The 18,728-nt window shown below is 67.1% G+C and carries 20 protein-coding genes; 6 read left to right on the top strand and 14 right to left on the bottom strand.

Annotated elements, in window-relative coordinates; all coding sequences use genetic code 11:
* Window position 1: 1 nt before the first annotated feature.
* The gene (locus SOM47_RS14920; RefSeq protein ID WP_320506016.1) at window positions 2-1,504 is read right to left on the bottom strand and encodes an FAD-dependent oxidoreductase; all 1,503 of its coding nucleotides are present in this window, start codon (window positions 1,502-1,504) and stop codon (window positions 2-4) included.
* Between the two features lie 46 nt (window positions 1,505-1,550).
* On the opposite strand from SOM47_RS14920, the gene SOM47_RS14915 reads away from it, so the two are divergent.
* Window positions 1,551-2,036 carry a MarR family winged helix-turn-helix transcriptional regulator gene (locus SOM47_RS14915; RefSeq protein ID WP_320506015.1) on the top strand — a complete coding sequence of 162 codons (486 nt, stop codon included), beginning with the start codon at window positions 1,551-1,553 and terminating at the stop codon, window positions 2,034-2,036.
* Window positions 2,037-2,255: 219 nt separating this feature from the next.
* The gene (locus tag SOM47_RS14910) at window positions 2,256-2,831 is read left to right on the top strand and encodes an OmpO family porin (protein WP_192084792.1); all 576 of its coding nucleotides are present in this window, start codon (window positions 2,256-2,258) and stop codon (window positions 2,829-2,831) included.
* Window positions 2,832-3,148: 317 nt separating this feature from the next.
* Here SOM47_RS14910 and SOM47_RS14905 read toward each other — a convergent pair whose 3' ends face one another.
* The 5 genes from SOM47_RS14905 to SOM47_RS14885 all read right to left on the bottom strand — a co-directional run bounded on the left by SOM47_RS14905 (window position 3,149) and on the right by SOM47_RS14885 (window position 6,316).
* Window positions 3,149-4,174 carry an NAD(P)H-dependent glycerol-3-phosphate dehydrogenase gene (locus tag SOM47_RS14905; protein WP_320506014.1) on the bottom strand — a complete coding sequence of 342 codons (1,026 nt, stop codon included), beginning with the start codon at window positions 4,172-4,174 and terminating at the stop codon, window positions 3,149-3,151.
* 20 nt (window positions 4,175-4,194) lie between these two features.
* A complete protein-coding gene (gene secB, locus SOM47_RS14900; protein ID WP_042614716.1) occupies window positions 4,195-4,713 on the bottom strand; it encodes a protein-export chaperone SecB in 519 nt (172 codons plus the stop codon).
* Between the two features lie 108 nt (window positions 4,714-4,821).
* On the bottom strand, window positions 4,822-5,259 hold the full coding sequence (locus tag SOM47_RS14895; protein WP_057509246.1) for a rhodanese-like domain-containing protein: 438 nt from the start codon (window positions 5,257-5,259) through the stop codon (window positions 4,822-4,824).
* Between the two features lie 113 nt (window positions 5,260-5,372).
* On the bottom strand, window positions 5,373-5,801 hold the full coding sequence (locus SOM47_RS14890) for a hypothetical protein (RefSeq protein WP_042614715.1): 429 nt from the start codon (window positions 5,799-5,801) through the stop codon (window positions 5,373-5,375).
* A gap of 47 nt (window positions 5,802-5,848) precedes the next feature.
* Window positions 5,849-6,316, bottom strand: a complete 468-nt coding sequence (locus tag SOM47_RS14885; protein WP_042614714.1) for a YiiD C-terminal domain-containing protein — start codon at window positions 6,314-6,316, stop codon at window positions 5,849-5,851.
* Between the two features lie 35 nt (window positions 6,317-6,351).
* Here SOM47_RS14885 and SOM47_RS14880 point away from each other — a divergent pair, with 35 nt between their 5' ends.
* From SOM47_RS14880 to SOM47_RS14870, 3 genes are all read left to right on the top strand, one after another.
* Complete coding sequence (locus SOM47_RS14880) at window positions 6,352-7,146, top strand: uroporphyrinogen-III synthase (RefSeq protein WP_042614713.1); 795 nt, start codon at window positions 6,352-6,354, stop codon at window positions 7,144-7,146.
* A gap of 131 nt (window positions 7,147-7,277) precedes the next feature.
* Window positions 7,278-8,267, top strand: a complete 990-nt coding sequence (locus SOM47_RS14875) for a uroporphyrinogen-III C-methyltransferase (protein WP_320506013.1) — start codon at window positions 7,278-7,280, stop codon at window positions 8,265-8,267.
* Complete coding sequence (locus tag SOM47_RS14870; RefSeq protein ID WP_192084802.1) at window positions 8,264-9,568, top strand: heme biosynthesis protein HemY; 1,305 nt, start codon at window positions 8,264-8,266, stop codon at window positions 9,566-9,568. Before SOM47_RS14875 ends, SOM47_RS14870 begins: the two co-directional genes overlap by 4 nt.
* 84 nt (window positions 9,569-9,652) lie before the next feature.
* Here SOM47_RS14870 and SOM47_RS14865 read toward each other — a convergent pair whose 3' ends face one another.
* Window positions 9,653-10,948: an acetyl-CoA C-acetyltransferase gene (locus tag SOM47_RS14865; protein WP_101101594.1), complete on the bottom strand. Its 1,296-nt coding sequence runs from the start codon at window positions 10,946-10,948 to the stop codon at window positions 9,653-9,655.
* Between the two features lie 93 nt (window positions 10,949-11,041).
* Here SOM47_RS14865 and SOM47_RS14860 point away from each other — a divergent pair, with 93 nt between their 5' ends.
* On the top strand, window positions 11,042-11,929 hold the full coding sequence (locus SOM47_RS14860) for a hypothetical protein (protein WP_042614710.1): 888 nt from the start codon (window positions 11,042-11,044) through the stop codon (window positions 11,927-11,929).
* A gap of 235 nt (window positions 11,930-12,164) precedes the next feature.
* Here the strand turns inward: SOM47_RS14860 and SOM47_RS14855 are convergent, their stop codons facing one another.
* From SOM47_RS14855 to SOM47_RS14825, 7 genes are all read right to left on the bottom strand, one after another.
* Complete coding sequence (locus SOM47_RS14855; RefSeq protein WP_042614734.1) at window positions 12,165-12,797, bottom strand: superoxide dismutase family protein; 633 nt, start codon at window positions 12,795-12,797, stop codon at window positions 12,165-12,167.
* A 45-nt stretch (window positions 12,798-12,842) separates the two neighbouring features.
* Window positions 12,843-13,412 (bottom strand): superoxide dismutase family protein, encoded by a 570-nt coding sequence (locus SOM47_RS14850; protein WP_042614709.1) that lies wholly within the window; start codon window positions 13,410-13,412, stop codon window positions 12,843-12,845.
* Between the two features lie 93 nt (window positions 13,413-13,505).
* Window positions 13,506-14,969 (bottom strand): nitrogen regulation protein NR(I), encoded by a 1,464-nt coding sequence (gene ntrC, locus SOM47_RS14845; protein WP_320506012.1) that lies wholly within the window; start codon window positions 14,967-14,969, stop codon window positions 13,506-13,508.
* Complete coding sequence (locus SOM47_RS14840; protein ID WP_320506011.1) at window positions 14,962-16,017, bottom strand: two-component system sensor histidine kinase NtrB; 1,056 nt, start codon at window positions 16,015-16,017, stop codon at window positions 14,962-14,964. The genes ntrC and SOM47_RS14840 overlap by 8 nt, the downstream gene beginning before the upstream one ends.
* Window positions 16,018-16,104: 87 nt before the next feature.
* Window positions 16,105-16,380 (bottom strand): hypothetical protein, encoded by a 276-nt coding sequence (locus tag SOM47_RS14835; RefSeq protein WP_042614706.1) that lies wholly within the window; start codon window positions 16,378-16,380, stop codon window positions 16,105-16,107.
* A 70-nt stretch (window positions 16,381-16,450) separates the two neighbouring features.
* Window positions 16,451-17,194, bottom strand: coding sequence for an N-acetylmuramoyl-L-alanine amidase (locus SOM47_RS14830; protein WP_320506010.1), 744 nt, complete (start codon window positions 17,192-17,194; stop codon window positions 16,451-16,453).
* Window positions 17,195-17,292: 98 nt separating this feature from the next.
* Complete coding sequence (locus SOM47_RS14825) at window positions 17,293-18,720, bottom strand: ammonium transporter (protein WP_192084811.1); 1,428 nt, start codon at window positions 18,718-18,720, stop codon at window positions 17,293-17,295.
* Window positions 18,721-18,728 lie beyond the last annotated feature (8 nt).

Here is an 18,728-nt window from a genome sequence, read left to right as displayed (position 1 = left end):
CTCACTGACCAGGAAACACGCCTGCTTGGTGGCAGCAGTATTGCTCCAGGTGGTCCTGAAGCGCGGCGAGCTCATCCTTGGCAAACGTCCCGGCAAGATATCCATCGGGTCGGATCAACGCGGACGCCTGCTCGTGCAGCCCGTAGAACTGGGCGAAATGGCCCAGTTGATCCTCCATCTCCAGGCCGGGCCCGATGCTGTGGATGTGCAGGCCAGCCCGTGGTGCAACTCTCGAGGGGCCATTGACCAACAGGGTCCAATGCGTGCCCTTGAACAGCATGAACAGACGCGTTGGACTGCCAGCTGCGCCCTGTACGAGGGCATCGGGCGCGCGGGCGCCGGGCGCCAGCTTGCCGGCCGGGTAGCGCCCCACGCACGATAGTGGCGAGGACGGATAGCCGATATCCAGTTGTTGGGCCTCACGGGGACGCCTGTTGTCGCCGTTCTTGAATCCTTCGAGCAGGCGGGTGGAAAGATCGAGCACATCTGCGGCCAGAGGCCGGCGTTCGGCTTCGTAGGTATCCAGGAGCGTATCGGGTGCGCCGGCCAGCACCGCGGCGAGCTTCCAGCCCAGGTTGTAAGCATCCTGCACGCTGGTGTTGAGACCTTGCCCGCCGGTGGGAGGATGGACATGCGCCGCGTCGCCAACCAGGAACGCCGGGCCATTTCGATAGCGATCAGCAAGCCTGGCACCCATTGTGTAGAGGGACGACCAAGCGACCGACTGGACGATGATATCTGCGCGCCCTGTCTGTTGGGCAACGCGTTCGGTGAGCGCGGCCGCAGAGAGATCAATGTCGCCCTCCAACGGAACGGGCGCCTGGATCTGGAACAGCGTGGTGCCCGCAAGCGGGCAGATGGCCATGGGGCCTGCCTCGCCGTTGAACTGATGCCATCTATCGCGCGACAACCCCTCCAGTACGACGTCGGCCACGATTGCGCGCACACCCAGGGTTCTGCCCGGAAAGCCGATCCCCAAAGCACTGCGCACGAAGCTGCGCCCGCCATCGGCTCCCACCAGGTAACGGGCATGCAGGATGCGTTCGCCGTTCGGCGTGGAAAGCACGGCTTCGATGCCATGGGTGCCGACCGCGATACGCGTCAGTTCGACACCGTACTCCGGGGAATGCCCCAGTTCGATCAGACGCTCGCGCATGACCGCTTCGGTCTTGTACTGCGGAACCATCAGCGGCAGGTGATAGGGCTCGGCAGGCGTGGGGTTGCTGGTGTTGACCACTTCCTGATCCACATGGCTCCCGTCTGCTGTGTACCGGCGCACGGTGGGATAGATCCCGCCCGCCGCCATGGCCCGGTCCAGGATGCCGAGGTCTTCAAAGATCTCCTGGGTACGCGGCTGGATCCCTTTTCCGCGCGAGCCCTGGAAGGAAGAAGGGAGCTTATCGATGAGGACAAAGCGCACGCCGCGTCGCGCCAGGTCGATCGCCATCGTGAGGCCGGCAGCACCGGCACCGCAGATCAGGACATCAGTCGAACCCGCCATCATTCAGTCTCCAAGTAGGGTGTAATATGCACATATCAGGAGAAAGCGTATGGCCGCGAAAAAGAAAGTGCAAGATACACATATATCGACGCAGTTGAAGGACCTCCATCGCTCCTTGATCTCGATCGTGAGCGTCATGAACCGTCCCCGGAATGACGAGCGCTTGATCGCAGAGGCCGGCGTGCACCTGGATCAGGCGCTGTTTCGCCTTCTGGTGCTGATTGAGCGCCTGGGCCCGATTGGAGTGGTTGAACTGGCGGATCGCCTGGGCAGGGATTACACGACCATCAGTCGCCAGGTCACCAAGCTGGAGCGCATGGAACTGGTGGTCCGACATGACAACGCCGAAGACCGGCGGATGCGCCAAGCGGTGGTATCTGCCGAAGGCAAGGCCCTGACCGACCAGATCGACCAGGCCCGTGAGCGCTTGGCAAAGGGGATCCTCCGGGATTGGACTCCGGAAGATATTGCCAACCTGGTTCACCTCATGCGCAGGTTTGCCGAGGATCTGGAACAAGGCACAAGGACCGGCTAGAGCGCGTCTCTCTGCCAGGCCTGTCTGCGCGCTTGCGACGGCGTGGTCTTCAGTTGCCCGAGTGCTATCTCCATAGTTCCCTGAACGGGGACCAAGTTCATGTACCAGTCAGTTCAATATTCAGGAGCGATTGCGGTGGCAAACGGATAATTCACACCTGTCGAACGGGTTTTTCAGGCCCGTCCGATCTACCAAAACAAGAAAGGTGTGAGTGTCCCGATGAACAAGATTTCCCTGCTGGCCCTGGGTCTCGTGGTTGCCATGCCGTTCGCGGCCTCCGCCGCTGATGGCCTGTCCTACAACTACGTGGAAGGCGGTTACGTGAACACCGACGCCCGTGGCGGCGATGCCGACGGTTGGGGTGTCAAGGGTTCGGTCGCGGTGCATCCGAACTTCCACGTCTTTGGTGATTACACCGCGCAGGAAACCGAGCGCAGCAACGCTGACGTCGATCAGTGGCGCCTGGGTGTCGGCTACAACTACGGCATCGCGCCGACCACCGACCTGGTGGCCCGCGTCGCGTACCAGAAGTTCGATCCGAAGCGTGGCCTGGACTTCAATGGCTATTCGACCGAAGTCGGCGTGCGCACTGCGTTCACCCCGATGATCGAAGGCTATGCGCTGGCCGGCTACGAAGATTTCAGCGAGAAGCACGGCATCAATCCGGACGGCGAGTTCTACGGCCGTGTCGGCGCCACCGCCAAGTTCAACCAGAACTGGGGCCTGAGTGGCGAAGTGAAGCTGGCCAAGGCCGGTGACCGCGAGTGGTTCGTCGGTCCGCGCTTCACCTGGTAAGAACGCCTGTCGTTAGTGCGTAATACGTAGTTGAAAGAATGGTGTGGTGGTAAGTGCGAAACGGCGTGTGACCTCTCTCCCACACGCCCACGGAGCCCGGCCTTTGGTCGGGCTCTTTTTTTTGGCTCTGATGAGCCTGACGCGCCGGTATGGAAATCGCGCGGTTGGGCTTTTGAACTTTTGAGACGAAAAGTTAAAAAGGTCACGCCCACTCTTAAACTTTCCGCGAGCAGCCGCCGTGCATGGCTTGGCACTATCGGCAAAGAAAAACCCCGGCGTTGGCCGGGGTTGGTCAGGTCAGGGGTGCCCTGCCCGGGTCACTTGAACAGCGTGTCCGGATACTCCGGCTTCTGCTCGCGCGCCAGCAGGGTGCGCAGGCCTTCCGACGGGGTCTGTTCGCCGTGCAGCACGGCGCGAACGCCGTCGGAGATCGGCAGGTCGATGCCGTAACGACGCGCCTGGCGCATCACTTCGTCAGCGGTCTGCACCGATTCCACCACCTGTCCGATTTCACGGATGGCATCCTGCAGCGTCTGGCCACGGCCCAGGGCGAGGCCCAGGCGACGGTTGCGCGACAGATCCCCCGTGCAGGTCAGCACCAGGTCGCCCAGCCCGGCCAGCCCCATCAGGGTTTCCGGCTTGGCACCGATGGCCGCGGCCAGCCGCAGCATCTCGTTGAGGCCACGGGTGATCAGGCCGGCACGTGCGTTCAGGCCCAGCTGCATGCCATCGGCAACGCCGGTGGCCACGGCCAGCACGTTCTTCATCGCACCGCCCAGTTCGGCGCCCAGCATGTCATCGCCGGTGTAGGCGCGGAAGGCGGGACCGTGCATGGCTTCGGCCACGGCCTGGGCGAACTCGGGCACGTCGCCGTGCACGGTGATCGCAGTGGGCAGGCCCTGGGTGACTTCCTTGGCGAACGACGGACCGGTGACCACGGCCAGCGGCACGTCGTCGCCGAGGATCTCGCGCGCTACTTCATGCAGGAAGCGGCCCGAGCCGGGTTCAAAGCCCTTGGTCGCCCATGCCACCCCGGCGCCGGCCGGACGCAGCGGCGCCAGCGCGGTCACGGTTTCGTTGAACGCATGCGACGGCGTCACGACCAGGATCCACGCGGCGCCTTCCACGGCCTGCGCCATGTCGGTGGTCGCGCGCAGCGACTCCGGCAGCGGGATGCCCGGCAGGTAACGGGTGTTCTCGTGGCGCTGGTCGATGGCTTCCACCATCGCCGCGTCGCGTCCCCACAGCACGGTCTCCAGACCGTGCCGGGCGAGCAGGCTGGCCAGCGCGGTTCCCCAGGAACCGGCGCCGAGTACGGCTACTTTGTCAGCGTTATCGCTCATGCGCGGGGTCGGAACGCCGATCAGGCGTTGCCGGCCGGCTCGGAGTTGGCGAGCGAAGACGCTTCACCCTGCTCCTGGCGCTGGCGCAGGGTTTCCGCGTACAGGCCCTCGAAGTTGATCGGCTGCAGGAAGAACGGCGGGAAGCCGCCGGCCTGGATCAGGTCGCTGACCAGCGAACGCACGTACGGGAACAGGATGTTCGGGCACTGGGTGCCGAGCAGCACGTCGATCGACTGCGGGTCCAGGCCAACCAGGCCGAACACGCCGGCCTGCTTCACTTCGGCCACGTACGCGGTGCGGTCTTCGGCCTTGCAGGTCAGGGTGACGGCCAGCACGACTTCGAAGGCGTTCTCGCCCAGGCGCTGCACCTGCTGGTTCAGGTTGAGCTGCAGTTCCGGCTGCACCTGGTCGTTGAAGATGCTCGGAGCATTCGGCGATTCGAAGGAAACGTCCTTGACGTAGATCTTTTCGACGGTGAACGCGGGGCCGTTGGCGGCGTCGACCGGCGCGACGGCGCCGTTGGTGTTTTCTTCGGACATTTCCTGTTGCTCCAGATTATTCGTTGAACGTTATGTTTGATCGGTGTGTTGCATCAACAGCGATGGGGGCGGGCCATGCAGTGCACAACCCCTACCTGCGCCATCAGGTCAATGACGACCCTTGACCAGCGGCAGTTCTGCCTGCTGCCACGCCGGCAAGCCACCATCGAGCACGGAAACCTGCTCGAAACCGGCTTTCTTCAGGGTCTTGGCAGCGGCTTCGGATGCGGTGCCGGCACGGCATACCAGCACCACCGGGCGCTGCTTGGCCGCGGCCACCAGCTTGTGCTCCGGGCCGAACTGGCTGGCCTGCACGTTCTTGCTGCCTGCGATGTGGCCCTTTTCGAAGTCGCTGCTGGCGGACAGGTCCACCACCACGGCGTCGCCGGCGTTCATCAGCTGCACCAGTTCGGCAGGCTTGAGCGACTTGTAGCCACGGAACAGACGGCGGATTTCAGTGACGATGATCGCGGCGGTCAGGCCCACCAGGGCGGCCGACAGCATGGGGTTTCGGCCTGCAAAGGCCACCAACTCTTCGTAATTCACGCAGGTCACGGGTCGATAAGCGGGCGCCGATTGTCGCACAAGGCGGTGGGCGCGGGATTCCAGCGGCGATTTCCGGCGTCAGCCCGGCCGCCGGCGATGGGCCGGGTCGAGCATCAATGCCCTTGCCACAGATCCGGCAGGCCGTTGAACTGCCACCAGCGCTTGCCTTCGGGATCCCAGCGCCAGCGCTCCACCACGGTTACCAGGCGCTCGGCCTGGGTGTTGATGTTGATCACGCCGATTTCCACCCGGCGCTCCACCGTGCCATCGGGCAACGAGGCCGTGCTGCGCTCGCGGTAGGCCGAAACCCGCAGCTGCGAGTAGCGGTTGAGCTCGAATTCGGTGGGCGGGTTGGTCTTGCGCCTTTCGGGGTCGAGATAGCCGACGGCGTCTTCCATGCTGCCCCAGCGGATGGTGGACCCGTAGGCGTTCTGGGTTTCTTCCAGCATCGTGCGCTGTTTGCGGCTGAAATCGGCGGCCATCGACATGAACGAGGCGGCCAGCAGGCTGGACAGCATCAACAACTGGATCAGGCGGCGCATGTGCAGGTGCTTCAACGGTCTGCTCCCCAAGGCATCAGCCTGCCATCCTACCCTTTGGCGAAGGCAACGAAACGACCGCTGAGTTCAGCTGCCGGCTTGCCATCGGTCCCGGGCTGCACCGCGACCACGCCGATCCGCGCCTTGCCGCGCTGCTTGAACGTGGACAGGAAGGTGTCCCAGTCGCTGTCCGGGTCGATCTGCGCCTGTGCATGCAGGTCGCCGTACACCGGGGCGCGGTAGCGCAGCTGGCTGTCGGCCACGTAGACCTCCGCTTCGAACCCGGCCAGGCGCAGGCGCAGGGTCACCAGGGCCCAGCCGGACAGGGTCATGGCCGAGGCCAGGCTGCCACCGAACGCATTGCCCTTGTCATTGACGTTGACCGCCAGCGGCGCGGTGAGCTGCAGCTGGCCATCGGCGTAGCCTTCCAGGCGCAATTGCATCGCCCGCACCGGCGGCATGCTGTCGAGCACCTGTTGCAGGACCAGCAGCGAAGAGGAAACGGGTTCGACGGACATCGGTGGTTACACCTGCAACAACGCGGGCCCGCATAATGCAGGCAATGGATAAACATGCGAAACCGTGTGGTTGGACATTGGTGTCGTTGCGCCCGAAGGGGCAGCACGCGGTGCTGCGTGCCGCCGTGGCCCATTCAGGCGCGTGTACGGTCGGTTTGTCGCCGTGGCGGCTGCAGCGTCGGCCTGACGCCGCAGGGGCTCGCGCCTTGTGCACGGCATTGCAGGCCTCGGTGGTGATCTTCACCAGCCCGGCCGCGGTGGCCGCGGCGGCCTCCTGCGACGGTGGTTTCCTGAATGCTCCCGAACGGCCTTGGCTGGCAGTGGGTGAAGGCACGCTGCGCGCGCTGCGTGCGCACGGTATCGAGCATGCCATCGCGCCGTCGCGGATGGACAGCGAGGGCCTGCTGGCGTTGCCCGTACTGTCCGACGTGCAGGGAATGACGATAGGCCTGGTCACCGCACCCGGCGGACGCGGGTTGATTGCTGCCGATCTGCAGGCGCGCGGTGCCCGGCTGCTGCGCGCCGACGTCTATCGTCGTGTGCCAGTGCAGCTGCCGGCGCGGGCGCTGGCGCGGTTGTCGCGATCACCACGGCCGTGGGTACTGGCGGTCAGCAGTGGCGAAGCACTGGAGCGTGTCTGGGCGCAGCTGTCGCCGGCGTGGCAGGCGCGCTGGCAGGCCGACATGGCGGTGGTGGTCGCCAGCGAGCGACTGGCGGTGCAGGCACGGGCGTTGGGGCTGGCCCCGGTGCGGGTGGCCGCCGGACCGACGCCCAGCCAGATGGCCGCCGCCGCGCTGGCACTGCACGCTGATGTGAAGCAGACCCGGTAGCGCCGAGCCACGCTCGGCGGGATCCATCAGGCGTGGTGATGTCCGGATCCGCTGCCGCCGAACATGGCTCGGCGCTGCCCCTCCCATCCGCGCTGCTTGCCGCTGGCGCATGCAACAGGGATGCTGTCCTGATGACTGAAACTCCCCCACCTACCCCGCCGCAGCGGTCGCTGCGCTGGATCGTCCCGCTGATCCTTGTCCTGCTGCTGGTAGCGGCCAGCGGCTGGGGATGGCACGCCGTGCAGCAATGGCAGGAACGTGCCCGCCTGCAGTCGCAGGCCGACGCGGTCCGGCTGCAGGGCCTGCTGGACAGCGTGGAAGCGCTGCGTCGCGACCAGCGCGCGGCCAGTGCGCGGCTGCAGGACGCGGCCAGCACCAACCGCGTGCTGCGCGATGAAGTGCTGGGCTTGGGCCAGCGCAGCGCCTTGATTGAAGAGAACCTGGCGCGGCTCGCCGAAAGCGCCCGCCAGGACAGCCACGATTTGCATGTGGACGAGGCCGAGCTGCTGCTGACCCAAGCCGCGCAGCGGCTGGATGGCGCCGATGACCTGGCCGGTGCGCGCAGGCTGTATGCGCTCGCCGCCACCCAGCTGGAAGACCTGCCGGCCGCCAGCGGGCTGAACCTGCGCCAGGCGCTGCTGCAGGAACGCAACGTGCTTGATGCTGCAGGCAACGGGCCGCGGGCTGATGCACGGCTGCGTCTGGCGACCTTCGCGCAGGCGTTGCAGACGCTGCCGCTGCAGGCCCCGGCGTCCCCGGCCAACACCGCACGGGAACGACCGTGGTGGGAGGTCGCATTGGCCCCGTTCGTGCAGATCACCCCCAGCCGCCTCAGTGGCCCGCTGACCGATGCCCAGCGCGTGGCCGGTGCCGACGCGCTGCAGGTGGAGCTGACCCTTGCCCGCGCCGCGGTGGAACGCGGCGACAGCCCCGCCCTGCAGCAGGCGCTGGACCGGATTGAACACGGGATGACCCGGCTGTGGCCGGATTCACCGGACCTGCGCAGGCAGCGTGCTGAACTGCGTGCATTGCGCTCGGCGCCGCTGCGCCTGGGCGCACCGGAACTGGGCAGCACCCTGCAACAACTGCGTACTTTGCGCGATGGAGAGACCCCGTTATGAAGCCGTTGCAATCCCTGATCGTGCTGCTGTTGGCCGTGGCGCTGGGCGTCGTCGGCGCGCAGTGGCTGGGCGCCAACACGCTGAACCAGTATGGCGAAGTGATCTTCCGCTACGGCGGTACCGATTACCGAAGCACCCTGCCGCAGGTCGCGTTGCTGGTGCTGGTGACGCTGCTGGTGCTGTGGCTGCTGTGGAGCCTGATCGCTTCACCCTTCCGCGCCTGGGGCCGCTATCGCCGCAAGCAGGGCCGCGTGCGCCTGGTGGATGGCCTGCAGGCCTATGAACACGGCCATTGGCAGCGCGCGGAGAAGCTGTTCGACGGCGCGGCCCAGGACCAGGAAGTGACCGGCGTGGCGCTGGCCAACGCAGCGCGCAGTGCGCGTGCGCGCGGTGACGACGCCGCCAGCCAGAGCTACCTGCAGCGCCTGGGCGCGGCCGATGCCACCAGCCTGGCGCTGCTGCGCGCCGAACAGCTGCTCGCCGACGATCTGCCGGTGGATGCGATCAACACCCTGGATGCGGCCAACCTGCAGCCACTGCCGCCGCGCGGACTGTGGCTGCGCAGTGAAGCGCTGGCCCGCGCCGGCCGTGCCCACGAGGCGTACGGTCAGCTGGGTGCGCTGCGCCAGAGCAAGGTACTGCCCGCCGATGCCCTGACCACGCTGGAAGCCCGGCTGGCGGCGCAGGCGCTGCTGGAAGCGGCCGACGTCAATGCACTCGCCGCGCAGTGGGAGACCACGCCGAAGGCGCTGCGTGCCGACCCTGCGGTGGTATCGGCCTATGCCGCACGTGCGGTGGCGCTGGACTGGGACGAGCCGGCCCTGCTGGCGCTGGAACAGGCGCTGGACCAGCGCTGGAGCGATGAGCTGGTGGAACTGTACGGTGCCCTGCCCGCTTCGCGGCTGGCGACCCGCGAATCCAACCTGGTGCGCTGGCGCCGGGTGCACGACGGTTCGCCCGCGTTGCTGCTGGCACAGGGTCGCGTGGCGCTGGCACAGGGCCGCAACGAAGAGGCCGAAGTGCTGCTGCACGAGGCGATTGCCGCTGGCGCCGGTGCATCGGCGTGGGAAGCGCTGGGCGCATCGTTGCTCGCCCGCGGTGAGACCACGCTGGCCGCACAATGCCTGGCCAACGCACTGCGCGAGCAGCGCGGCGAAGACAGCATCGCGCTGGTACGCCCGGAGCCGGCCGTGGTGGTGGCCCCGCGCGCGACGGTGGAAGAGCAGGTGATGGCGCCGGTGCCGCCGGTGTACGACGCCGGTGAACCGCGCGACGACAACGGTTTCCCCCGCGTTCGGTAGCATTGAGGTAGCGCCGAGCCCTGCTCGGCGTATGCGGGGCTGCCGGCTCGCCGAGCATGGCTCGGCGCTACCGGATCACGCCCCTCAGCGTTCGACGATCGCCACCACGCCCATGCCGCCGGCGGTGCAGATCGACACCAGCGCACGGCCACCGCCGCGCTCGGCCAGCTGCTTGGCCGCCGTGGCGATCACGCGCGCACCGGTTGCCGCGAACGGATGGCCGGTGGCCAGCGACGAACCCAGCGGGTTGATCTTTTCCGGATCGATGCGGCCCAGCGGAGCATCCAGGCCCAGGCGGTTGCGGCAGTAGTCTTCGCTTTCCCAGGCGCGCAGCGTGCACAGCACCTGCGCGGCGAACGCTTCATGGATTTCGTAGATGTCGAAATCCTGCAGGGTCAGGCCGTTGCGCTTGAGCATCTCGGGTACGGCCACGGTCGGGGCCATCAAAAGACCTTCGCCGTGCACGAAATCGACCGCTGCAACCTGCGAGTCACGCAGGTAGGCCAGCGGTTCGTGGCCGTGCGCACGCGCCCATTCTTCGCTGGCCAGCAATACTGCCGAGGCGCCATCGGTCAGCGGGGTGGAGTTGGCGGCGGTCAACGTGCCGCGGCCGGAGACCTTGTCGAAGGCGGGCTTCAGCGTGGCCAGCTTTTCCAACGAGGTGTCGGCGCGCAGGATGTTGTCGCGCTCCACGCCGCGGAACGGGGCGATCAGGTCGTTGAAGAAGCCACGCTCGTACGCGGCGGCCAGCTTGCGGTGCGAGGACACCGCCCACTCATCCTGCGAATCACGCGAGATGTTCCATTCCTTGGCCATGTCTTCGCAGTGGTCGCCCATGCTCTTGCCGGTACGCGGCTCGGCCACGCCGGGGAACTCGGGCTTGAATTCGGAGAACTTGAAGCCCCGCGTCAGCGCGCGGATCTTGTCGCCGGGGCTCTTGGCCCGGTTGGCGGCCAGCAGGCGGGCACGCAGCTTCTTGCCATAGACGATCGGCACGTCGGAGGTGGTATCCGAACCGCCACCGATGCCCGATTCGATCTGGCCCAGGGCGATCTTGTTGGCCACCGCGATGATGGTGTCCAGCGAGGTGCCGCAGGCACGCTGCATGGTGATGCCGGGCGTCAGCGCGGACAGCCCCGAGGACAGGGCGGCTTCACGGCCGAGGTTCCAGTCGCTGGAGTGCTTGATCACCGCCCCCATCGCGACTTCACCGAGCTGCTGGCCATGCAGGCCGAACCGTTCGACAAGGGCGCCGAGCGTACGCACCGACATGCCGAGGTTGCCGACATCCGAATATGCGGTGTTCTGGCGGCAGAACGGAATACGGACGCCACCGAGGATGGCGACGGGTCGGGCGTTGGGCATGGACATACCTGGCATGGGATAGGGTGTCTGCAACATGGCCTGCACGACATGGCAGGCATAATGGTCCCAAGTGTAGCTGCCGCCCTGTGATGGGCCAACCGTGAAACCATGAGCAAAACCGACCCCGCCATGAACGCCATCGGCGTGCTGGCCCTTGAGCTCGCCGATGGGCAGTCGCCCACGCAGGCCGCACTGACCGCCGACCAATCCGGCGAACTGGCCGAGAGGATCGGCCGCGACCTGGCCAAGCTGGTGCCACAGGCCAGCGAGCTGGACCTGGTGTTCGCCGCGGCGCATTTCGACCCGGCCGAAGTACTGCGTCCGGGCTGGCCGATCCACCGCCGCCTGGAAGAGCTGCAGATGCGCGCACCGGGTCGCAGCCAGGGCCCGCGCCTGCTGGCCTTCGGCGCCGATGCCAATGGCGATGTGCCGCTGCCGTTCCAGGCCGATGCCACGCTGAAAGGCGGCGGCCTGCGCGTGCTGCCGTTCCTGCTGACCGGCACGGACGCGGCGACCACCGCAGCGGTATCCGATGCGCTGGAAACGGTGCTGCTGGCCGAGGGCATGGCGCATGCCGATACCGCTCTGTTGGCGCAGAAGGCGTTTGGGGCACGCGTGGAACATGCACGCTATTTCACCGTGAACGATCTCGCCGCGATGATGTCAATGCAGTACGACAACCAGGGCCTGGCGATCCTATGGCCGCTGATCGAGACGGCGATCATGGCGCCGGAGCAGGACGAATGGCTGGATGCCGCGCCGGAGCCGTTGCTGCGTTATACGCAGGGCGAGGCGCGGATGGCGCTGTTCGATCCGGCAGGCTGGTGCACGTACTACGCGCACGGGCGCAATGACTGCGAGCAGTTGAAGGGCGTGTATGAGCAGTACCTTATGCGACAGCGGCAGATGGCGGCGGTGTTGGAGGCGCACGGGGTGCCGGTGTTGTTCGTGCATTGCGAGGCGGGGCAGGATGCGCGGGCTTTGTTGGAACGGTGAATTTTTGCTGCTCGGCGCTTTGATTTTGTCGGGGTGAGGCGATGGTCCGGGTCATGCAGGACACGCCGTGAACCCGTCCTTGGGGGCTCGCTGTTGCCATCCATGGCAACAGACGGTCCTGCCTGACCCGGACCATCGCCTCTGCTGACCGATTTCTGGCGCCGGCGGCGGGGTGGGGATTTGAAAGCAGAACGCCGGCTTTTGCCGGCGTTCCTGTTTGCGTGCAGCTGATTTGTTACGGGGCTTTGATTACGGCGCAGGCCAGGCGGGCGCCGGCGTTGCCGGTGGGCTGGGTCTTGTAGTCGTCGGCGTCGGCGTGGACGATCAGTCCGCGGCCGATGATGTCGAATCCGTCGCCCTTGCCGATGTTGACGTTGGTCGAGACCGGGGCGTCGATGGTCGCTACGCCTTCGGCGTTGGCGGTGATGTTGGGCATGTCGCCGCCGTGGTGCGGGTCGCTGGCCACGCTGCCGTGGTCCTGGGTGCCCGGGTTGAAGTGGCCGCCGGCGCTGGCGCCATCAGGTGCGCTGCAGTCGCCCTTCTCGTGGATGTGGAAGCCGTGCTCGCTGCCCGGCTTCAGGCCGCTGACCTGGCCGGTGACGTGGACGCGGCCGTCGACCAGCTTGAAGCTGACCGAGCCCTTGGTTTCATTGCCTTGGGTCGGTGCCAGTTCGGCGACGGCGGTGGCGCCGGCTTCTGCGGTCGGGCCGGTCATCGGCGGCGGGGCGTCGGCCGGGGGGGTGGCCGCGGTGGCTTCGGCCGGGGTGGCCGGGGCGACGGTGTCGGCGGCGTTTTCCGGCTGCTTGTTGCAGGCGCTCAGGCCAAGGGCGGCAACGGCAACGAACAGCGAAGTGTGGATCAGGCGCATCAGGTGGTTCTCCATTGGATGGGTGCAGGGCCCGCAGCCCAAAGGCTACTTCGTGACGCGGATGAGGCCGCAGGCGATGCGTGCGCCGGCATTGCCGGCAGGCTGGCTCCGATGATCGTCGGACTGGGCGTGCACGATCAGTGCACGTCCGGCGATGTCGTTGGCGGCGCCACCGCCAAGGGTGACGCCTCGCAGGTGGATGTCGACGTTGGCCCGGCCCTGCGCATCGGCGCGCAGGTTGGGCATGTCGCCAAGGTGGTGCGGCCCGCTGCCCGGCGCACCATGCGGCTGCTGGGTCGGGTTGAAATGATTGCCCGCGCTGCTGGCATCCACGGCGCTGCAGTCACCACGCTCGTGCACGTGGAACGCCGGCTGCTGCAGCGGCTGCAGTCCGCCGATCACGCCGGTCACGTGCACGCCACCGGCTTCGGGCACCAGGGCGAGGCGACCGCTGACGATGCTGGCCGAAGCAGGCGACAGATTGCTTTCGGCCATCTGCGCGGTACTCACCACGCTCACCGCCACCGGCGGCGCAGCGGGCGGCGGCGGCGTGGTACCGCAGGCAACCAACAACACGCCGGCAGCAGCCGGCAGGATCAGGCGGATCGAGGACATCGTGGACTCCTTGCAATGCACGTTACGGGCCTGCCTGTCCACGACACATCAACGCCAGGTGTCGAGCGTGCACAGGCAGCTTTGGATTTCGGTTCAATGGCTGCCACGCCGGCGGCCGGCGCCCAGCTTGCGGGTCAACGTATTGCGGCCCAGCCCCAGCCGCGCGGCCGCTTCGGCGCGACGACCATGGGTGACCTGCAGGGCGGCTTCCAGCAATGCATGGTCCACGCGCTCGCGGACCTGTGCATGCAAGCCCTCGGCCCCTTCGGCCAGTCGCTGCCGCGCCCACTGCGAAAGCAGCGCTTCCCACTGACCGGGGTCGGCATGGCCGGCGCGCGGGCCGCTGCGCGCGGCTCCCCGGTTCAGCGCCATCTCCACGTCGGCCGCGCCGATGGTATCGCTGGCTGCCAGCGCCGCCATCCGCCAGCACACGTTTTCCAGTTCGCGCACGTTGCCCGGCCAGTCGTGCTCACGCAGGGCCTGCAGCGCGGACGCAGTCAGCCGCTTGGCCGGGCCGTCGAGCTTGTGCGACGCCGCGGACAGGAACGTGGTGGCGAGCTGGGCGATGTCGTCGCGGCGTTCACGCAGCGGCGGCAGCTGCAGGCGCACCACGTCCAGCCGGTGCAGCAGGTCGGCGCGGAAACGCCCCTGCGCCACCAGCCCTTCCAGGTCCTGGTGGGTGGCGGCGACCACGCGCACGTCGACGTGGATCAACTCCCGGCCGCCCACACGGAAGAATTCGCCCTGTGCCAGCACGCGCAGCAGGCGCGTCTGCAAGGCCAGCGGCATGTCCCCGATTTCATCCAGGAACAGGGTGCCGCCGTCTGCCTGCTCGAAGCGGCCGACATGGCGCCGCTGTGCGCCGGTGAAGGCACCGGCTTCATGGCCGAACAGTTCGCTTTCCAGCAGTTCGGCCGGAATGGCCGCGGTATTCAGCGCAACGAACGGTGCATGCGACCGCGGCGATTCGCGGTGCAGCGCACTGGCCACCAGCTCCTTGCCGGTGCCGGTTTCGCCGGTGATCAACACCGCCAGCGGCGCCTGCGCCAGCTTGCCGATGGCGCGGAACAGGGCCCGCATCGGCGGGGTATCCCCCACCAACTGTGGCGTCTGGTCCGCTTGGCCGGGATCACCCGGGTCGGGATCGTCGGGCAGCAGTGCCTCGGCGCCCGGCAGCGCGCGCCGCGCCAGCGCGACCGCATCGTCCAGGTCGAACGGCTTGGACAGGAACTCGTGCGCGCCGCCGCGGAAGGCACCGGCGGTGCTGGCGACGTCGGTATAGGCGGACATCACGATCACCGGCAGCTGCGGGTGGGCGGCCTTCAGTTTGTCCAGCAGCACCAGGCCATCGTCGCCGGGCATCCGCACATCGGTGAACAGCAGCGCCGGCACCGCTTGACGGGTGAGCGCGTCGAGCGCGGCGGCAGTACTGTCGAAACCTTCCACCTGGTAGCCGGCATCGCGCAGCGCGGTGGACAGTACGAAGCGCACGGCGCGGTCATCGTCGACCACCCAGACCCGCTGGCCGGCGTGGGCGGGATGCGAGGCGTCAGTCATGGGCCACGACCTCATGGGGAGCGCCGCCGCGGATCGGCAGCAGCAGGGTGAATACGGTATGGCCGGGCCGCGAGCGATAGGTCAGCGTACCGCGGTGTTCGCGCGCCACCTGCTGGGCCAGCGCCAGGCCGAGTCCGGTCCCCTCCGCACGGCCACTCACCAGCGGCAGGAACAGGTGTTCGGCGAGTTCTTCAGGCACGCCACGGCCGTCGTCGGCGATTTCCAGCCGCAGCGCCAGCGGGTGCAACTGCTCGGCGATGCGCACGCCATGCTCCACGCGGGTGCGCAGGGTGATACCGCCGGCGCCGGCCTGGATGGCGTTGCGCACCAGGTTCCACACGGCCTGGCTCAGGCGGTCGGCATCGCCATTGAATTCCGGAATGCTGGGATCGTAATCACGCTGCAACCTGACCGCCCAGCCGGCTTCGCTCTCAGCCAGGCGCAGCACCTGCTCCAGCGCGGCGTGGATGTTAAGCGCGGCGTGCGGGGCGGCCGGTGCGGGCGACAGCAGTTGATCCAGCAGGCTGTTGAGGCGCTCGATTTCGGTCCCGATCAGGTCCACCAGTTCGCGCTCGTCGGCATCGCGCTGGGCGATACGACGCGCCAGCAGCTGGGCCGCACCTTTGAGCCCGGCCAGGGGATTGCGCAACTCATGGGCGAGCCCTTTGAGCGCCGCACTGAGCGCGCTGGGCAGGGCCTGGGTCGGGTCCAGCCCGGGAAATTCATCCACCGGGTGGGCTTCCAGCAACCAGCCGCCGTCGTCCAGCCGGCTCATCCAGCCTTCAGCGAAACGTGCGCCCTCGCCCGGCAGCGCAAGCGCCAACCGGTGCAGGCGCAGGCTGTCGCGCTCGTCGCGGGCGAGGAAATGGGCGAGGGCATCGCCCTGTGCTTCCAACGCCACCAGAGGCTGGCCGATCAGGCGGCGCCCGCTGACCCCCAGCCAGCGCGCGAACGCCGGGTTGCAGCCGGTGATGCGCCCTTCGGCATCGGCCCAGGCAACCGGCGTGCCGAGCTGTTCAACGAGGGGCGGCGGCAGGGAAACAGTCATTGCACCAATGTAGTGCAAAACCTGGGGTATTTCAGTCGGAATTGCGGGACGGTCGCGCGAATGAGAAGGCGTTGGAACCGCCAGCGCTCAGGGCGTGCCCGAGGCGTCACGCGCCTTCTTCCAGGCACTTTCGAATTCACGGGCGCTGATCTCGTCATCTTCATCGAAATCGAAGAAAGACAGCGGCTGATCGGCCAGCAGGAAGCGATCATCGCTCTGCCCGGAGGCATCGGACCACACCGCGCGCAATCCGTACACTTCGACCTGGCGCAGGATCTTTTCGCCACGGGCTTCCATCAGCACGTTGCCCTTGCCCAGGTCCGATTCGGCCGGGTGCTTGTAATACTTCTTGTCGGTGTTCATGAACTGTCCTACCCGGGCCAGCAGCCCGGAAATCTAAAAAAAGGGCGCTGAGTGTGCCTCAGAGCGCTGGTTATTGCTGCAGCAGCAGCGAATGCAGGATGCGCGCATCTTCGGCATCCAGCAGCGGGGGCAGGTCGTCGCTGCCGCGGAAGCGCCGATGGAATGCCCCTACGGCCGCATTCCGGTCGTCCAGCGGATAACCGAACGCAGCCAGCGCCTGCCAGGGATCGAAGCCGGCCGGCGGCAGCCCATCGGCAGCGCGTGGCCATACCCCGAAACCGGCCTGCGCGAGCTGCTGCCACGGGAAGAAGCGGCTGGGATCCTGCTTGCGCGAAGGCGCCAGGTCGGCATGGCCGATCACCTGCGAGGGCGGAATCCGCAGGCGCGTGCTGAGGTCCTGCAGCAGCACGATCAGTGACTGGACCTGCGCCTGGCTGAAAGGCGTGTCGCCGTCGTTGTCCAGTTCGATGCCGATCGATGCCGAGTTCAGATCGGTGATGGTGCCCCACCGGCCCGGCCCGGCGTGCCAGGCGCGCCGATCGTCGGCGACCAGCTGGTAGCGCTTGCCGTCGGCGCCGATCAGGTAATGCGCACTGACCTTGCCGCCGCTGTTGGCGCTGCGCAGGGTATCCAGGCTCTGCTGCACGGAATGCTGGTCGGTGTGGTGCAACACGATGATCACCGGCATCCGTGCGTTGTGGTTGGCCGATGGCACCCACGTGGCAAGCGGATTGCGCTCTTCTACCGGCGCACCGGCGCAGGCGGCCAGCAGCGCGCAGGAAAGCAGCAGGGCCAGGTGGCGGATCATCGTCATGCCCCGATTGTACCCATTAAAAAACCGGCGGCCCCCGGACCGCCGGTCACGGCGCACGCAGGCGCCATCAACAAGTTGTTCTGCAGCAAGCAGGTCGATCAGACCTCGTAAGCGGACTCGCCGTGCGAGGTCACGTCCAGGCCGGTACGCTCGGCCTCTTCGGTGACGCGCAGGCCAACCAGCGCCTTGACCAGCAGCAGGATCAACGCGGTCACCACGGCGCACCACACGATGGTGAACGCCACGCTGACGAACTGCACCCACACCTGGTGGCCGATATCCAGGTCGGCCTTGGTGCCGCCCAGCGACTGTGCGCTGAACACACCAGTGAGCAGTGCACCGACGATCCCACCGATGCCATGCACGCCGAACACATCGGCGGTGTCATCGACCTTCAACAGGCGCTTCAAGCCGGTGACGCCCCACACGCAGAGCGCACCGGAGACCACGCCGATGACCAGCGCGCCGATCGGGCCGACGGTACCGCAGGCCGGCGTGATGCCGACCAGGCCGGCAACCGCGCCGGAGGCGGCGCCCAGTGCGGACGGCTTGCCCTTGGTGATCGCCTCCACCAGCGTCCAGCCCACCACCGCCGCGGCCGTGGCCAGGATGGTGTTGAGGAAGGCCAGCGAAGCGACGGTGTCGGCGGCTGCGGCCGAGCCGGCATTGAAGCCGAACCAGCCCACCCACAGCAGCATCGCGCCGATATAGGTGAACACCACGTTGTGCGGCTTCAGCGCGGTCTGGCCGTAGCCGATGCGCTTGCCGACGAAGTACGCGCCGACCAGGCCGGCCACGCCGGCGTTGATGTGCACCACGGTGCCGCCGGCGAAATCGATCGCGCCCATTTCGCCCAGGTAACCGCCACCCCAGACGATGTGCGCCATCGGGATGTAGCTGAGGGTGAACCACAGGATAGAAAACAGGATCACCGCCTTGAACTTGATGCGTTCGGCGAAGGCGCCGACGATCAGTGCGGTGGTGATGCCGGCGAAGGTGGACTGGAAGGCGACGAACAGATAATCCGGCAGGCCGGCGATCGGCGTGTTCCCGACCGAGTCGGGCGAGAAGCCCTTTAGGAAGGCGAACTGGGTGAAGGAGCCGAAGAACGGGTTGCCTTCGCTGAACACCGCGCTGTAGCCATAGGCCACCCACAGGATGATCACCAGCGAGAACACCACCAGGATCTGGCTGAGTACCGAAAGCACGTTCTTCGAACGCACCAGGCCGCCGTAGAACAGCGCCAGGCCCGGCACCACCATCAGCAGCACCAACAGCGTGGAGGTCAGCATCCAGGCCACGTCACCGTGGTCGAAGGTGGGCGTGGCGGCCGCTTCGGCCACCGGTGCGGCGACCGGCTCGGCGGCCAGCGGCTCGACGGTCACTTCTTCGGTTGGCACCGGGGTGACCTGCGCCTGGGCATGCGCAGCGCCGGGGAACGCACCCACGGCCAATGCGCTGAGCAGCATTAGCAGGCACACCAGATGGAACCGGGCTTGCCACCCGGCGAACAGTCGAATCTTCATGCGAGGGA

Origin of the sequence: Stenotrophomonas sp. CFBP8980 (assembly GCF_034046095.1) — a bacterium.
Taxonomy (GTDB): domain Bacteria; phylum Pseudomonadota; class Gammaproteobacteria; order Xanthomonadales; family Xanthomonadaceae; genus Stenotrophomonas; species Stenotrophomonas lacuserhaii.
The sequence above is the reverse complement of the archived record's forward strand: the minus strand, read 5'-3'. Positions and strand labels throughout refer to the sequence as shown.

Coding starts and splice junctions, on each gene's coding strand:
- SOM47_RS14920 (WP_320506016.1), bottom strand. CDS start 1,504: ATGATGGCGGGTTCGACTGATGTCCTGATCTGCGGTGCCGGTGCTGCC.
- SOM47_RS14915 (WP_320506015.1), top strand. CDS start 1,551: ATGGCCGCGAAAAAGAAAGTGCAAGATACACATATATCGACGCAGTTG.
- SOM47_RS14910 (WP_192084792.1), top strand. CDS start 2,256: ATGAACAAGATTTCCCTGCTGGCCCTGGGTCTCGTGGTTGCCATGCCG.
- SOM47_RS14905 (WP_320506014.1), bottom strand. CDS start 4,174: ATGAGCGATAACGCTGACAAAGTAGCCGTACTCGGCGCCGGTTCCTGG.
- secB (WP_042614716.1), bottom strand. CDS start 4,713: ATGTCCGAAGAAAACACCAACGGCGCCGTCGCGCCGGTCGACGCCGCC.
- SOM47_RS14890 (WP_042614715.1), bottom strand. CDS start 5,801: ATGCGCCGCCTGATCCAGTTGTTGATGCTGTCCAGCCTGCTGGCCGCC.
- SOM47_RS14885 (WP_042614714.1), bottom strand. CDS start 6,316: ATGTCCGTCGAACCCGTTTCCTCTTCGCTGCTGGTCCTGCAACAGGTG.
- SOM47_RS14880 (WP_042614713.1), top strand. CDS start 6,352: ATGCAGGCAATGGATAAACATGCGAAACCGTGTGGTTGGACATTGGTG.
- SOM47_RS14875 (WP_320506013.1), top strand. CDS start 7,278: ATGACTGAAACTCCCCCACCTACCCCGCCGCAGCGGTCGCTGCGCTGG.
- SOM47_RS14870 (WP_192084802.1), top strand. CDS start 8,264: ATGAAGCCGTTGCAATCCCTGATCGTGCTGCTGTTGGCCGTGGCGCTG.
- SOM47_RS14865 (WP_101101594.1), bottom strand. CDS start 10,948: ATGCCAGGTATGTCCATGCCCAACGCCCGACCCGTCGCCATCCTCGGT.
- SOM47_RS14860 (WP_042614710.1), top strand. CDS start 11,042: ATGAGCAAAACCGACCCCGCCATGAACGCCATCGGCGTGCTGGCCCTT.
- SOM47_RS14855 (WP_042614734.1), bottom strand. CDS start 12,797: ATGCGCCTGATCCACACTTCGCTGTTCGTTGCCGTTGCCGCCCTTGGC.
- SOM47_RS14850 (WP_042614709.1), bottom strand. CDS start 13,412: ATGTCCTCGATCCGCCTGATCCTGCCGGCTGCTGCCGGCGTGTTGTTG.
- ntrC (WP_320506012.1), bottom strand. CDS start 14,969: ATGACTGACGCCTCGCATCCCGCCCACGCCGGCCAGCGGGTCTGGGTG.
- SOM47_RS14840 (WP_320506011.1), bottom strand. CDS start 16,017: ATGACTGTTTCCCTGCCGCCGCCCCTCGTTGAACAGCTCGGCACGCCG.
- SOM47_RS14835 (WP_042614706.1), bottom strand. CDS start 16,380: ATGAACACCGACAAGAAGTATTACAAGCACCCGGCCGAATCGGACCTG.
- SOM47_RS14830 (WP_320506010.1), bottom strand. CDS start 17,194: ATGACGATGATCCGCCACCTGGCCCTGCTGCTTTCCTGCGCGCTGCTG.
- SOM47_RS14825 (WP_192084811.1), bottom strand. CDS start 18,720: ATGAAGATTCGACTGTTCGCCGGGTGGCAAGCCCGGTTCCATCTGGTG.